12 protein-coding genes and 1 pseudogene are annotated in these 13,690 nt (G+C 46.8%); 9 read left to right on the forward strand and 4 right to left on the reverse strand.

Features of this window, described 5'->3' with window-relative positions:
• Positions 1–163: 163 nt before the first annotated feature.
• The 3 genes and pseudogenes from ACX3P5_RS00630 to ACX3P5_RS00640 form a co-directional block, all read left to right on the forward strand.
• Positions 164–403, forward strand: a pseudogene (locus tag ACX3P5_RS00630) (hypothetical protein); the annotation flags it as partial.
• Positions 387–908 (forward strand): hypothetical protein, encoded by a 522-nt coding sequence (locus ACX3P5_RS00635; protein ID WP_275103433.1) that lies wholly within the window; start codon positions 387–389, stop codon positions 906–908. The pseudogene ACX3P5_RS00630 and the gene ACX3P5_RS00635, both read left to right, overlap by 17 nt.
• Before the next feature lie 102 nt (positions 909–1,010).
• Positions 1,011–1,892, forward strand: coding sequence for a hypothetical protein (locus ACX3P5_RS00640; protein WP_424999266.1), 882 nt, complete (start codon positions 1,011–1,013; stop codon positions 1,890–1,892).
• A 191-nt stretch (positions 1,893–2,083) separates the two neighbouring features.
• Here ACX3P5_RS00640 and ACX3P5_RS00645 read toward each other — a convergent pair whose 3' ends face one another.
• Positions 2,084–3,388 carry a DUF1173 family protein gene (locus tag ACX3P5_RS00645; RefSeq protein WP_458968123.1) on the reverse strand — a complete coding sequence of 435 codons (1,305 nt, stop codon included), beginning with the start codon at positions 3,386–3,388 and terminating at the stop codon, positions 2,084–2,086.
• 461 nt (positions 3,389–3,849) lie between these two features.
• Positions 3,850–4,641 carry a transporter substrate-binding domain-containing protein gene (locus ACX3P5_RS00650; RefSeq protein ID WP_376712903.1) on the reverse strand — a complete coding sequence of 264 codons (792 nt, stop codon included), beginning with the start codon at positions 4,639–4,641 and terminating at the stop codon, positions 3,850–3,852.
• Between the two features lie 565 nt (positions 4,642–5,206).
• Between ACX3P5_RS00650 and dapC the strand changes: the two genes are divergently transcribed.
• The 6 genes from dapC to ACX3P5_RS00680 all read left to right on the forward strand — a co-directional run bounded on the left by dapC (position 5,207) and on the right by ACX3P5_RS00680 (position 12,948).
• Positions 5,207–6,409: a succinyldiaminopimelate transaminase gene (gene dapC, locus ACX3P5_RS00655; protein WP_275103437.1), complete on the forward strand. Its 1,203-nt coding sequence runs from the start codon at positions 5,207–5,209 to the stop codon at positions 6,407–6,409.
• Between the two features lie 862 nt (positions 6,410–7,271).
• Positions 7,272–7,475, forward strand: coding sequence for a hemolysin expression modulator Hha (hha, locus tag ACX3P5_RS00660; RefSeq protein WP_072005118.1), 204 nt, complete (start codon positions 7,272–7,274; stop codon positions 7,473–7,475).
• Positions 7,476–7,861: 386 nt separating this feature from the next.
• Entirely contained in the window at positions 7,862–8,728 is an 867-nt protein-coding gene (locus tag ACX3P5_RS00665; RefSeq protein WP_010260494.1) for a RepB family plasmid replication initiator protein, read from the forward strand.
• Between the two features lie 1,166 nt (positions 8,729–9,894).
• On the forward strand, positions 9,895–11,103 hold the full coding sequence (locus ACX3P5_RS00670) for an AAA family ATPase (protein ID WP_029571169.1): 1,209 nt from the start codon (positions 9,895–9,897) through the stop codon (positions 11,101–11,103).
• Positions 11,100–12,086, forward strand: coding sequence for a ParB family protein (locus tag ACX3P5_RS00675; protein ID WP_424999264.1), 987 nt, complete (start codon positions 11,100–11,102; stop codon positions 12,084–12,086). The genes ACX3P5_RS00670 and ACX3P5_RS00675 overlap by 4 nt, the downstream gene beginning before the upstream one ends.
• Before the next feature lie 649 nt (positions 12,087–12,735).
• Positions 12,736–12,948, forward strand: a complete 213-nt coding sequence (locus ACX3P5_RS00680) for a hypothetical protein (protein ID WP_458968124.1) — start codon at positions 12,736–12,738, stop codon at positions 12,946–12,948.
• A gap of 144 nt (positions 12,949–13,092) precedes the next feature.
• On the opposite strand, the gene ACX3P5_RS00685 is transcribed toward ACX3P5_RS00680, so the two are convergent.
• Both ACX3P5_RS00685 and ACX3P5_RS00690 read right to left on the reverse strand, forming a co-directional pair.
• Complete coding sequence (locus ACX3P5_RS00685; protein WP_424999262.1) at positions 13,093–13,329, reverse strand: tyrosine-type recombinase/integrase; 237 nt, start codon at positions 13,327–13,329, stop codon at positions 13,093–13,095.
• A 101-nt stretch (positions 13,330–13,430) separates the two neighbouring features.
• Positions 13,431–13,640, reverse strand: coding sequence for a hypothetical protein (locus ACX3P5_RS00690; RefSeq protein WP_424999261.1), 210 nt, complete (start codon positions 13,638–13,640; stop codon positions 13,431–13,433).
• Between the last annotated feature and the right edge of the window lie 50 nt (positions 13,641–13,690).

Raw genomic sequence — 13,690 nt, forward strand, 5'->3', positions numbered from 1 at the left:
AGTTTGCTTCAGTATATCTGCTGAATGTTCAGCATTTAAACATGATTAGAAGCTCTGAACAGCAGTATTTAAGGCTTAACAAATCTCATATTTGTTTTGCGGTTGTGCCTTTTTTCGGATCTGCGTGAGGTAACAGAAGCGGCGTGTGCAGCATGCGGTGAATCGTCGTGAAAGGCAGCGGCAGGGCGTGGAACTAGCAAAAGCTTCGGGAAAGTATAAAGGGCGCAGACCGGAACCCAAAACACACGAACGTATCATAGCCCTTCGCGAGTCCGGTATGATGATTGCCCGCACTGCGACTCTTGCAGGATGCAGCATAAGACAGGTCGAGCGGATATGGGCCATTCATAAAGAAATTCTGCAGAATCCAAAGGAACTGAAAATAAATGACACCAGAAATTAGACGCAGTATTCATGCTTTCCGCAACGCACTGGTACTTGCCGCCGACACCCGTTCACACGAATGTTTCAGAATGCCGCGATGGCGGTCAGATTTGAATAATTTCCCGCATGGGTGCTGTGATTTATCCGGTAACTTCCTGGCGCAGTACCTTAAGGACAGCTACCCGACACTGGCGCCAGTAATTGTCCATATGCAAACGACAGCTGACTTCAGTGAAAAACACCAGTCATCAATTCAATCCCACGTCATCACTAAGGTGGATAACTGGTATATCGATCTTACCCTCAACCAGTTTGATGAGTATCGGGCCAGGGTGGTGATTGAAGAACATACTGGAACGCTGGGAACCCTTCTGAGAAATATCAGGAAGTGTGACGGGTCTGTAAAAGAGCGCGATATCCAACTGAACGCCTTCAGGGAGAACGGGCAAGAACTTTACGCCTGGCTATGCTCCACTGCGAATAAACTGCTGAAGGATGTGGAAGCAGAAAACAAATCATGCTGAGAGGTGATGGACAGCCAGAGGGGCATGTCCGTTGTCTGGTTCCATAGCGGCATAAACAGAAATATCATTCATAAACAGCCAGAACCGCATAAGGATATAAAAATGAAACTTTATCATTTTACGGGCGTTGCAATGCTGCACAGCATTTTGACGTCGGAAGGAATTAACAAAGGCTATTTCCATCTGAGTGATGGAAAGATGCTTTACGGCCATAGCTGGTACACTTCCTACCCATTGCCCTATGGGCACGGCTTAGTAGACGGCACAGAAGTACTCACCGAAAGCGATAAAGATTTCTTGAGAAAAGCAGACGGCCAAGATGCTCATAGCCCGGTCCGAGGCACTCATAACAAACGACTTATCCGACTGACGGTAGACTCATCCTGGCTCAAGCAGCAAGACACGTTTTACCCTTTTAAAAAACTTTTGCGCAAATATGAGCAGCCGTCAGTGTGGGCCACGATACTTGGCATTCAGGGGTGGGTTAAAACCGAGAACCTCTCTGACAGTGAACTGAAAAGATGGACAAAGAGCCCCAAGCTGAAGCAAGACACCTGGTATGTGCATACAGAAACACTGCCCATCGATCGTATTCTTTCCGTTGAGTTCATGGAAAAACCTGATGTATACGTACCTTACGACTTCGAGTTGCACGGGCGTTCAGAGCTTGAAAAATCAGGCCTGTACTCGATCACTGCCGAACAGTTTAAAGAACTGAACGAAATTTCGCAGGAAGAGGATTTTATCGGCGGAGAAGTTCTGGTTATATGCCCTAAACCTGACTCTGAACCGGCCATTATTTTCCGAAAACGGAACAGTGCGCATGTTTTTGCTATTGGTGATGGCAGACTAATGGGGAGCCAGGGTACGAGGTTCATTCCGGAGTCCCTGAAAACAATCTCAGACTGGGTTAAGCAAAACTCTGGTCAGTTAATGAATTTATGGAACAGGAGTCGGGAAAATTTACTGAGATACGATTCCTGATATTCCTCTCTGGCCTGTTCGCTGCTGGAAGTACAGATTGCGGTATATTCTCAGGGATTGAGTATTTCCCAGGTAATGCCGGCATATTGTAACTGCGATACAGGCCAGACAACTACGCGACCGTTCTGTATAGTCGCTCTCTTTCTGATCTGATATACATATCCGTAATACGCTTTTATTAAAGGCGAGAATCACCGGGGAGGGAGGGCGGGCATTTCAGAATGCTCGGTAGCGTTCCAGTACCACCAGTTTCCCTGACCGTATTCCGTATCGTAATAGGCCGTCTTCTCCTGCCTGCGCAACTGATACTCCGGCGTGTTCATGCCGAAGACTTCCATCGGCAGCGCATCCACGCCAGGAGCGTCCTTCAGTACGAAATCCGGAAACACGTCTTCCTCACCGTCGTAGCGCAGAGGCTTGATGAAGGCGCGTTTTTCCTGCCACAGCTTTTCTTCGACAGCCCCCTCATAGCCTGAATCCAGCGGGATAAAACGTGGGCTCACCGTCATCAGCGAAACATCGATCACGGTACTGCAGCTTGACGGCAAATTACGGCCCTCTACTTTTCTGAACGATGTTTCAGGCGGTTCCGTTTCAGCGATAACCATCACTTTCATTCCTCTGCGCCAGTCGCCGAGCTCGCGGCTAAAGCTTCGCTCAAGGCGGTGACAAACGTCTTCAGGCATAACCAGATCGGGAAAGCCAGAAAACAGTCCCAGTGGCAGCATTGCCTGGAGCCGTGCTTCACCGGCCTCACTCCAGCCAGACAGCATGGAAACCACAATGAGTCGCCTTTTGTTTTTTTCGGCTGCTCTCAGATGCTCCCGGTTTGCGATTACCTGCTGACTACCCTTCATGGCCATGAGCAGCAGGGATTCTTCCAGTGGCACGCGACCAATACGAATCCGGGCCGCAGTCTGCTGCAGGTGCCAGCTCACCCAGCCAGGGGTACGTTTCTTTTTATCGAAAGCGGGGTGCCAGACATTGATACCAGATTGCTCCCACAGCAGGTGCAGAAGCCCCAGCAGGCTCATCGATGGCCGTCGTTTGCGTTTCACCGGTTCGTCATCTGAGACGTTTTCAGCCGGTTTTAAATCAAAAGGTGCCTTTTTCTGGAGGCCCGTGGGCAGTCTAACCACAATTGTGCCATCCGCTGCAGCACGGACCGCTTCCCCCTGATAAATCTCTGCCTGACGTTCATCAGACCACACAGAATAAAAACGGCAGTCAGGTTTATGCTCATTACCCGTGAAGGCGTATGAAGATAGCCAGCAGCGTTCGGTATCCCGAGAGTAATGAACCTTCAGCCTCCTTCTGACAGGATCATTTTCTACCGGCAGACACCTACAGGTCACCACTGTAGTTTTTTTATTATCCCGGGAGTGTTTGAGCCAGCGCTGCCAAGTGGATGTTTCATTCTGCTGGAAAGCCTCAGACGCCTCCTGCTGGCCCCGCTGACCAGTGAAGTGAACCGGATAAACTTTTTTCTTTGCCATATACAGTTCCCAACGCTAGTTAAACGTCCTTTATCATTTATGAATAGCAGCACTACACAGGTGATGACTCCTCCCAAAGCCGGTTAAATCTCTCTGATATCTTTACTAGGAATGAATTTTTTGATAACTATCACATTCTCGGCATTACGTTTATCTGCTGATGTGTTGTAATTTAATGACTACATTTAAACCGTGCCTCCATCAACCATAATATATTTATTTTGCATGATACTGTATAAGCTGTTGTACGGGAAATATTAAAATGAGAATGTAATCATGCCCCCCTAAAATTGAAATAATAGTCAGCTCAGATTATCTTATAATCAGTCATAAATAACAAAGAAAGTTATCCATTAAAACAGCTTGAGTATATTTACCATAAACAGTAAAAGAATTTAAAAAATCAGTTCAATTGTATTGCGATATAGCATAAAACGCTAGATTGCCTTTGACATCTTGCACTATTTTTTCACGTTCAGGTCTATATTGCCAAAATAGCTTTTTTTAAGCTTTTCAAAAGTACCATCATTTATAATATTTTGTATCCCTTTGTTTATTAACCTTTTAGTCTGGTCATCATTTTTACGAATCCCATATGCCGACCCCGCACTGAATAGATTATCGTCGGTCACCTCTGGTCCTTTAAGTTCAAAATCCTGACCTTCCTGCGTTTTTAAAAAACCAAACGTAATTCCTACTGACGGACTCAGCGCGCCGTCGACACGACCTGCATATAAATCCTGGTAGATGGCATCCTGATCAGGATAACTCTTAATGTTAACACCAGCAGGAAGCCAGTATTTGTTGGCATAGGCCTCTTGAATCGATCCCTGTTGGACGGCAATATTTTTCCCCCTCAGCTTATCTGCTTGAGGATAAAGGGAAAGATCTTTCCGGGCTACGAGTTGTGTCGGCACATGGAATACATAATCGCTAAAATCAATGGCTTTCATCCTTTTTAGTGTGACGCCTAATGGGGAAATAACATCAATTTTTTTTGCCAGAAGCGCCGGTATCTGAGCGTCGAACGTATTGACTACGTAGTCACATTTTGCATTGATCGATTTGCAAATGGCATTGGTCACGTCAATATCGAATCCTTCTGGATGCCCTGTTTTTTCGGCACTTTGAAAGGGAGGATAAGTCAAATCAACCCCAACACGTAATGTCAGCCGATCTGCTAAAACTGCTGGTGACAGAGTCAGAAGAACAATAATTCGCAGCCAATTATTTTTACTTAACACGATAATCATTCCTATTAAATTTTAAAATCGCTCTGGATTAAGAGCAGTAGCCTTAGTTCGCCAAACTTATGTCTGAGCATGTGCTACTTCACTGACGACACTGCTCGATGTCCTTCCCTTCATCCGGTTTACCAAGAATTTAATCTACATAAACAATTATAACTTTAAGTGACTATTTCCTTACAAAATGTAAAAAAATTATTTTTTTTCGAGGTACCTGATGACTAAATTACCGTAAAATTATGCCTAAATTTTTGATGGGGTAGTATACTTCCCTGCCTGCAGGAATGATTAAAGAATAAATATTTTTTCCTTTTAATACATATATATAAATAAAATTTTAGAGTGTACTGGTGTGGTCACACTATCGTGTATATACCTAGTGTATATGGTCTTAGCAAGATACATTACGGGCCACGTTTAAGGCAAAAGAGGGGGGCTTTTTTCGAATTCTGAAGTGTTCAGAAAAATCAGCGAATGAGAACGATCATGATAAAGAGTGGTCTCTAAGAAGGATTTGTGGCTTGCGTCACGAAATTTCCTTCAACTCAGAAACACTGGAGTGTTGGCCAATATGAACCCTGCGCTGAAACAACTTCACCCCTACCCGTTTGAAAAACTTCGAGCTTTGCTGGCTGAGGTTCAACCTGATGAAAATCACACGCCTATATCATTGTCGATCGGAGAGCCTAAACATCCGGCCCCTGACCTGGTCAAACAAATGCTTATCGCCAGTATTGATAAGATGTCGGTGTATCCCGCTACCTTGGGTATTCCTGCATTGCGCGAGGCAATCATAAACTGGTGTGAACAGAGGTTTGACGTTCCGACAGGATGGCTTGATGCCAGCCGTCACGTTCTTCCGGTAAACGGGACACGTGAAGCATTGTTTGCTTTTACCCAGGCCGTTGTTGAACCGAATGTCGATGGCCTGGTGGTCAGCCCAAACCCTTTCTATCAGATATATGAAGGTGCTGCCATCCTTGCTGGCGCTGTTCCGCATTACCTGCCATGCCTTGAGAGTAATGGTTTTATTCCTGACTTTGAGGCTGTTTCAGCAGATATCTGGACACGTTGTCAAATTGTCTTTCTGTGTTCCCCCGGCAACCCTACCGGTGCACTTATTCCTCTCGAAACACTGAAATCACTCATTAGCCTTGCGGATAAATACGATTTTATTATTGCAGCTGATGAATGCTACAGCGAATTGTACTTTGACGAACTGACGCCTCCTCCGGGCTTAATGACTGCGTGTGCTGAACTTGGCCGAAGCGATTTTAAGCGCTGTGTTGTTTTCCACAGTCTTTCAAAACGTTCGAACCTTCCGGGTCTTAGGTCTGGATTTGTGGCTGGCGATGCAGAAATTCTCAAAGCATTTTTGCTTTACCGCACATACCACGGCTGCGCGATGCCGGTGCACAGCCAGCTAGCAAGCGCCACTGCCTGGCGGGATGAGACACACGTTCGCGACAACCGTTCTCTTTACCGGGAAAAGTTTGACGCGGTTCTGGAAATTCTGACCCCCGTTCTTAAAGTGAACAAGCCTGACGGAGGCTTTTATCTTTGGGCAAAAGTTCCTGGCGACGATACAGACTTTTGCCGTCAACTCTTTCGCCATGCACACGTTACGGTTATTCCAGGTTCCTATCTCTCGCGGGAGGTTGACGGAATCAATCCGGGCTCAGGCTGGGTTCGAATGGCATTGGTTGCATCTGTTGCAGAATGTGTGGAAGCGGCAATACGTATACGGGATTTTATGTCTATCTATCGTATTTAAGTACTTATAACAAACGTAAACTAGCCAGTGGTATCAAATTTAGATACCACTGGCTATCCTTAATTCTCTCTGGTCAGGTTTCAAGCATATGAAGCTCATATAAAAATTTAAAAAAATCTCATTTTTAACATTTGCGCCTCACTCCGACCAACTTTTGGTCAACATGCCTCTCGGGATTTGTATATTTTCCGTGTTGCTCTAATTCTGTCTGCTCTTTTATAGCTAATACCGGTTGTATTACAAGCCAGGGATGTCCCAGATGGCTTTGCTAAAGGTGCCTGAGGATGAGGCAGAGCCTCCCTGTTAAGTTCTATCTCGTTATGTGGCTCATCATGTAACATTCTTTTTTTATGATGTTGCCTGCCCATGTGTCTGTTTGCACTGAGCCTGCATAACCTCGAGGAGATGATGGCAGAGCGTGGCGTGATGGTTGACCATTTCCTTTCTTTAGCGCTGAGCAGATCCTTACTGAGAACACCGACGTTTTTTTCACAGGCTCATGGCGTCCCTCAGACCCAGAAAATGGACACCATTATGTATCTGTCCACATACCATTGTTTCCTGCCACTATAAATTCGTTATGCATAATACTTTAATGTTTATGCTTTGTGACCGGAACACCCGAACCGGCCAGTCCATAATCAGTAACCAGCTGCCGTGACTTTTTTTCATCAACCACCATCTTACGAGTACACCCCGTTTTGATAGCTTTTCAAGCGCTTCTGCTACTGGCACATTTGTAAATCCGTACAGAGACACGTCGGCAGAACCGGCACCTGGGCGTATAAAATATATGATTAGTACCAGAGCGGTGCAGTCCTGTGAAAGCCCGCCTGCAGGTCAGAGCTGGCATAAGGGAAAAATGACAAAAACAGATTGGTTGATGCGATTCAGACGTTGTCGTTCTATTGATACGCTGGAGACTGTATATGAGCACCTGAAATACAAAGGTGACTCGAAAGAAGAGTTCGCAATTAACTCAGCATATGATCATCGTAAGGCTGAATTGACAATGGGAAAGTTGTTTGATCGCGTTCCGCCACACGTATGGAAATTCGTTAAATGAGAGACTGCATGGAGTAGCAGCAAGATTTTACCGGTAACTGACGGCGCACACACAAATTCTTTGTGTGCGCGCCGTCAGTTGAACAAGCCGCAGGCGCGTTAGCAAAGAAGATCGTTTATCCACATTTGCACAGGCTCGATCCAATAACTTACCAATTTAGATCCTTATAGCTCCTAAAAGATCCCGCTGTCTCTCAGGCCCTGCCACATAAGGCCTGAAGCACTTTTATGATGTGTGGTGGCGGGATAAACATGTGTTCTGACGGGAAAATCGTGTGTGCTGGTGGGCTGGTAATGTGTGCTGTTGGGATGTAGTGTGTGTGCTGTTGGGATATAAGCCATTTTTAATAACAGGAAGATCCTGTGACGCAGAGTTGAGATAACTATATGACAGATAAGTCATTCATTGGCGATGCACTTTATAGTGACATGGTCAGTAAAGAAAAACAGCTCACAGTTAATTCTAACAATACTGTTCAGCCCGTGGCATTGATGCGCCTTGGTGTTTTTGTTCCTAAACCCACGAAATCACAGGGTGAAAACAATATTGTTGATGCTTCGGAATTGTTTTCACAGCTGGAGATTGCCCGGGCTGAAGGTTACGATCATATCAACATTTCAGGTCCGCGACTGGATATGGATAGTGACTTCAAAGTGTGGATAGGAGTTATCTATGCTTTCAGCCGACACGGACTGACATCGAATAAAATTGAACTGAAATTCACTGAGTTTGCTAAAGGGTGTGGTTTTTCTGCTAAACGTATAGACGGCAGGCTGCGCCTTTCGATCCATGAGTCTTTGGGGAAATTACGTAATAAATCAATCTCTTTCAAACGTGGACGTGATGCTAAGGGAAGTTATCAGACAGGGCTTTTGAAAACAGGCTACTTTGATGCTGAAAAAGATATCGTCCAGCTTGAAGCGGATGAAAAACTCTGGGAACTGTTTCAGCTGGATTACAGAGTCCTTCTTCAGCAACATGCAATCAAAGCACTACCTAAGAAGGAAGCGGCTCAGGCTATTTACACTTTCATTGAAAGCCTTCCAGCCAATCCTATTCCGGTAAGCTTTTCACGTTTACGTGAACGTCTCTCTCTTAGCAGTTCTGTAAGCGAACAAAACCGCACAATCAAAAAAGCGCTTGAGCAGTTACAAAAGATAGGTTACCTGGAATTCTCACTGGTTCGTAAAGCGCGGGAAAATTTCGTTATTATTCATAAACGTAACCCAAAACTTAAACCGGCTGACATCTGAATGTGTGCTATCGGGGGCCTTAGACAGCCCTCCACTTCAGAACAGCAATTATTCTATCCCGCCAGCGCACATGCTCAGGCAATGCATTGTTCCGGAAACCTGTCAGGGCACATATTAAGGGCTTTGACTCTTAACAGCAGCCCGTCAGCACACACAATCGGGTATTTTAAGCACATCTGATCCCCTCCAGCACACATTAATCTCCCGCTAACGCACATAATTATGAGTCATTCAGGAAAACCTATCCTGCCAGCACACACTTTCTGAAGTCTCTGAAGCTCAGTTTCCCGCCAGCACACATGATCGTGACTTTCGGACGGGCTTAACCGGCCATGACACATTTTTAGTTTCACTTGAACTCGTATCCCTCCAGCACACATTTCTGTATCCAAAATGAAGAAAATAGCCTGTCAGCCTGCATTTCTTTGCTTCTGCAAAGTAAATGGGCGTCCACCTTATCAGTCAGTTGCTTCATATAGCCCGTTATAGACGGCTTTTAGAGGAACTGCCTGTAAGCAGAACCGCCAGCACATATGTTGAAGTCCTGTGCTTTTTAATACCCGCCAGCACACATTTTCCTTTGGGAAATGACATTCCGCCAGCGCACATTCTCTTTCATGACAACGGTATCCCGCCAGCACACACGATCTATTGCTTAGTTCAAGATGCTTTAGGTTGCAAGTCTCCTATTTCAGACGTGTATTGTCTAAAAGGTTGAGTAAATGAGACTTTTCATCTTTTCTACCGAAATAACCGCACTCAGTTTTAATTAAAATTGTGCCTCCGCCAAACTTATTGAAGCACGCATGAATGACCTTCGAAACTTCTGAAACTATACAGGCATCACCTGCAGAGTAACTGAAAGACATTACTGATTATCGCTGAAGTAGAGGGAATTTCAACCTGAAATAAATTAATAAAATCAAATAAAAACATATACTTGAATGCTTTATGATGTAGGGTAAACCCATCTGAATTTCAGTGCATTTCTTATGCTGAGACTGTGATTCACTCATTAACAGGACATCACTTTTGCCGGTAAAGACAGTGATACTGTGAGCAATATTTTTTTCTCATGTACAAGAAATTCATGTCTTTTCGAAAAATATTGCTCTGACATTTTAGACATGTACAATCAACATAAAAATTGACAACGGAACCGTTAAATGAAAAGTCATTATGGTGGCGTGGACGAGACTGCACGCAGAGCCAGCGCAATGTTGCGCAGTATGAGCGACGATATATCCCTCAGAAGAAATGAGTTTGGTCTGGATCAGTACTACCAGACATTCACACGTAACTCTGTGGCGAACCTGCCTAAACTCAGCCGGCGTGCAGTTGAGCAGGCGATCGATGAAATGGAAGCGCAGGGGCATGTCTTCGGCAGAAAAGACGCCGGTAATACCCGACACTATGCGCTGACCATTAAAGACGTAGTTGATATTTACGCTCACCGCAAAGTGCCTAAATACCGTGATTTGCACGCCGGGGAAGGCCCCTTTGTTATCTTTGTTGTGAATCTAAAGGGCGGCGTGTCGAAAACCGTAAGCACGGTGACGCTTGCACATGGTTTACGTGTTCATCAGGACCTCCTGCAGCACGATCTTCGTGTCCTTGTGGTTGACCTTGATCCCCAGGCCTCCAGCACCATGTTTCTCAGCCAGCAAAACAGCATTGGCTCCATAATGGAGACGGCTGCACAGGCAATGCTTAACGATCTTGGCGCTGAGCAGCTCCGTGAAGACATTATTAAACCCACAATCATTCCTGGTGTGGATGTGATCCCCGCCTCCATAGACGATGGTTTCATTGCCAGTCAGTGGAATGATCTCGTCAGAGAACACCTGCCGGACAAGTTACCCTCAGAAGTTCTGCGCCGCACTATCATTGACCGTGTTGGCGGGGATTATGATTTTATCTTTATTGATACCGGTCCTCACCTTGATGCCTTCATGCTGAATGCTCTCGCGGCAAGCGATTTACTGCTCACACCCACGCCGCCGGCTCAGGTGGATTTTCACTCCACTCTGAAATATCTCACCCGACTGCCTGAAATGATTGAGCAGCTTGAGGAAGAGGGAATTACGCCACGTATAAAAGGGAATATCGGCTTTATGTCGAAAATGACCTCAAAACGTGACCATGAGATGACACATGGTCTGGCCCGCGATGTCTTCACGTCTTACATTCTTGATGCGGCACTGCCACGGCTGGATGGCTTTGAACGTTGTGGAGAGAGCTTTGATACCATCATCAGCGCCGATCCCGGTTCTTATCCGGGCAGTGCTGAGGCGCTGAAAAAGGCAAAACGGGAAGCAGAACGTTTTACTCAGGCTGTATTTAAAAGGATTGAGTTTATCAGGGGTGTGAAATGAAGAAAGAAATGGTGAAACTGGGCCGGCAGCTGGGTAACTCAAGTTTTTCGAAAATGATGAGTGAGTCTGACAGCGAGCGGGTTTTCACCCTGAAGTCTGGCGCTCAGGCCCGTTTTGTTCTGACAAAGTTTCTGCATGATGACATTGAAGCACAGACTTTTGTAGACGCAGCCGTTAATGGCCGAGACCAGGCCTTTCTGACGCGCGAATCGGTCAGTGATATTTCCCGTACCATAAGACTGCAGCAGTTCTTTCCCGCTATTGGCCGGGAGGTAGACGGACGCACAGAGATTCTCGATGGTTCACGCCGTCGGGCCGCCTGTCTTTACAACGGGACCGCCTTTGAAGTGCTGGTGACGCGTGATGCGTTGTCCATCTCTGATGCCAGACAACTGGCCGCTGATATTCAGACTGCCAGAGAACATACGCTGCGTGAACTCGGTAAAAGATTAAAGCTGATGTATCCTGCAGATATGAATCAGTCAGATATTGCCGCCGCAGAAGGACTTTCTGCGGCCAAGGTCACCCGGGCGTTTCAGGCGGCTGCAGTTCCTGAAGAGATCATTGCGGTGTTTCCTTCGGTCAGTGAACTCTCCATCAGTGACTATCAGATTCTGCTTGAGATGACTGAGAGAGCCCGGACGAGAGGCATCAGCACGGAGGAGTTAACCGGCCACGTTCGTGCACGTATCGAAAGTGACGCGCATTACGACAGGGGTGATCCCACCTATAAGGCAAAAATAATCAGTTATTTTCGCGCTGAAAGCGCAGAGCCTAAAAAAGGGTCGGCCGGCAAAAAAGTCGTGACTGAAAAACTGGCTGAATTTGCTGATAAAAAGCAGTTTGCCAGAAAGAAAACGGATTCAGATAAACGGGTGGTTACTTATGAATTCTCGCGCCTTTCTGCAGCCTGTCAGGCTGAACTTGATGCCGCTGTCAGAAGCGTCATTGAGCGTATGGTTGTGAATGAAAAAGACGCATGACTTACTGCCAGTTGCGGGAAATCCAGGAGAGTATTCCCGCAAAAAAAATGCTTTAACCTTATGTTTTTTTTGAATAAAGAAAGAAAATTTCAATCTGAAATTCCCCGAATAGCATTTTCTTTAATTGCTAGCAGGTGACAGGGCCGGTTCTGCTCAAAGCAACAGAGCTATCAAAGCTGGCCGGCCTTAAGCATGATAAAAGAACAGGGGGCCTGGCGTAACAAAACTCATTTTTTTAAAACAGCACTTTTCTGCGAGCCTCGACAGGAATGATTGTGTGGGTGGCTCACCCGTGCTGATTCAACATTTTCCCCATCCTGGATGCTTATTCATTTCCCATACATAACCTGATACGGAACCGGCTGTACGTCACAAAATTCTGTTCCCTGCCTTCAGGCGTGGCATCATGTTTTGAACACTTCACAGACAGCAGGCATATTGATTACTGATATTTCCCGTATCCTCTGCGGTCCTGTTAATGAGGCAGGAGTAAGCCAGGACCTGGATAGCTTTTCCCGGTTGCTGAAATCAATTGCGGTACGACAAATTAGTACCCGACTGGCATATCCTCAGTAAAATTTGGCGCAGTTCGTCGTCGGTGTGCAGTTTTATCAGCGAGCATCCTGGCATCAGAATTGAGTCGTACCGTATGGATGAGACGCAGATTGAGCTGATTACCTGCCAGAATGAGGCGGCGACGCTTCACGCAGATGATGAAGTCATCAAGCTCTTTTATCAGGAACATCACCGGTATGGCTGGCATTCCCTGAACAGGGGAGCTAGTAAAAAACCCGGTCAGTTTACCGACGTATGTATTGTGCCGGGTGCAAAGCACCGGACGCTGCTCGCAGTCCGGCGGTGAAATGAGTTGCCACCTACTACCCGTAACAGACTCTGCGTGGCCTGTTCGCGCGCCCGGGGGCACATCTGGTTTTTACCGGAAAACCTTTTCCGTCAATTCATACAGTAAGCGTTATCAAGGCGAAGATCAGCGGGGCAGCAGCAGCTAGCTGGCCTCATGTGGATCCATGGAGAACCGCACCCCGAGCTGGCGGGTGACGTCCAGCGCAAACACCCGCGTATACCACTCGGTGGACTTTGCGTCCTTATGGCCCATCAGGGTCTGAATGACCTTCTGCGGCACCTGATGCTGCACGAGATGCATCGCAAACGAATCCCTGAATGTCTTGGGCGTCACCGGCCGGATGGAAAACGTCACACCGTCACGCGCCGCCGCCGCCACTGCCTGACTTATCCAGCTGCGCGCCGTGTCCTTACTCTTTATGTCCCAGAGCCGCGCCCCTCTGCAGCCAAGCCTGCCGTCGCAAAAAACTCCGTGAGCCGCTACACAAATCCCGGATCGGTAAGCGGCACCGCGCGCGGCGGGTTGTCACGAATTTCCGCTTCAGTTTCCCGTTCGGCCAGCTTTTCTTCTTTCGTCGGCCGGCCGCGCCGGCGGCTGCGCGCGGCCTCTTCCAGTTTCTGCTGCTTAAGCGTGCGCAGCACCACGAACGGTGACCAAAGCGGCGCGCCGGTCAGCGGGTCGTCCAGCACGAAACCCTGCCAGCAGCAGAATTTCGTTCAGCCGGCCGCCTAAGTTCCAA

This window comes from Pantoea sp. S-LA4 (genome assembly GCF_054482835.1).

What these genes read in the sequence shown, in the direction of transcription:
- ACX3P5_RS00635 (WP_275103433.1), top strand. Translation starts at nt 387, where the DNA reads ATGACACCAGAAATTAGACGCAGTATTCATGCTTTCCGCAACGCACTG.
- ACX3P5_RS00640 (WP_424999266.1), top strand. Translation starts at nt 1,011, where the DNA reads ATGAAACTTTATCATTTTACGGGCGTTGCAATGCTGCACAGCATTTTG.
- ACX3P5_RS00645 (WP_458968123.1), bottom strand. Translation starts at nt 3,388, where the DNA reads ATGGCAAAGAAAAAAGTTTATCCGGTTCACTTCACTGGTCAGCGGGGC.
- ACX3P5_RS00650 (WP_376712903.1), bottom strand. Translation starts at nt 4,641, where the DNA reads ATGATTATCGTGTTAAGTAAAAATAATTGGCTGCGAATTATTGTTCTT.
- dapC (WP_275103437.1), top strand. Translation starts at nt 5,207, where the DNA reads ATGAACCCTGCGCTGAAACAACTTCACCCCTACCCGTTTGAAAAACTT.
- hha (WP_072005118.1), top strand. Translation starts at nt 7,272, where the DNA reads ATGACAAAAACAGATTGGTTGATGCGATTCAGACGTTGTCGTTCTATT.
- ACX3P5_RS00665 (WP_010260494.1), top strand. Translation starts at nt 7,862, where the DNA reads ATGACAGATAAGTCATTCATTGGCGATGCACTTTATAGTGACATGGTC.
- ACX3P5_RS00670 (WP_029571169.1), top strand. Translation starts at nt 9,895, where the DNA reads ATGAAAAGTCATTATGGTGGCGTGGACGAGACTGCACGCAGAGCCAGC.
- ACX3P5_RS00675 (WP_424999264.1), top strand. Translation starts at nt 11,100, where the DNA reads ATGAAGAAAGAAATGGTGAAACTGGGCCGGCAGCTGGGTAACTCAAGT.
- ACX3P5_RS00680 (WP_458968124.1), top strand. Translation starts at nt 12,736, where the DNA reads ATGGATGAGACGCAGATTGAGCTGATTACCTGCCAGAATGAGGCGGCG.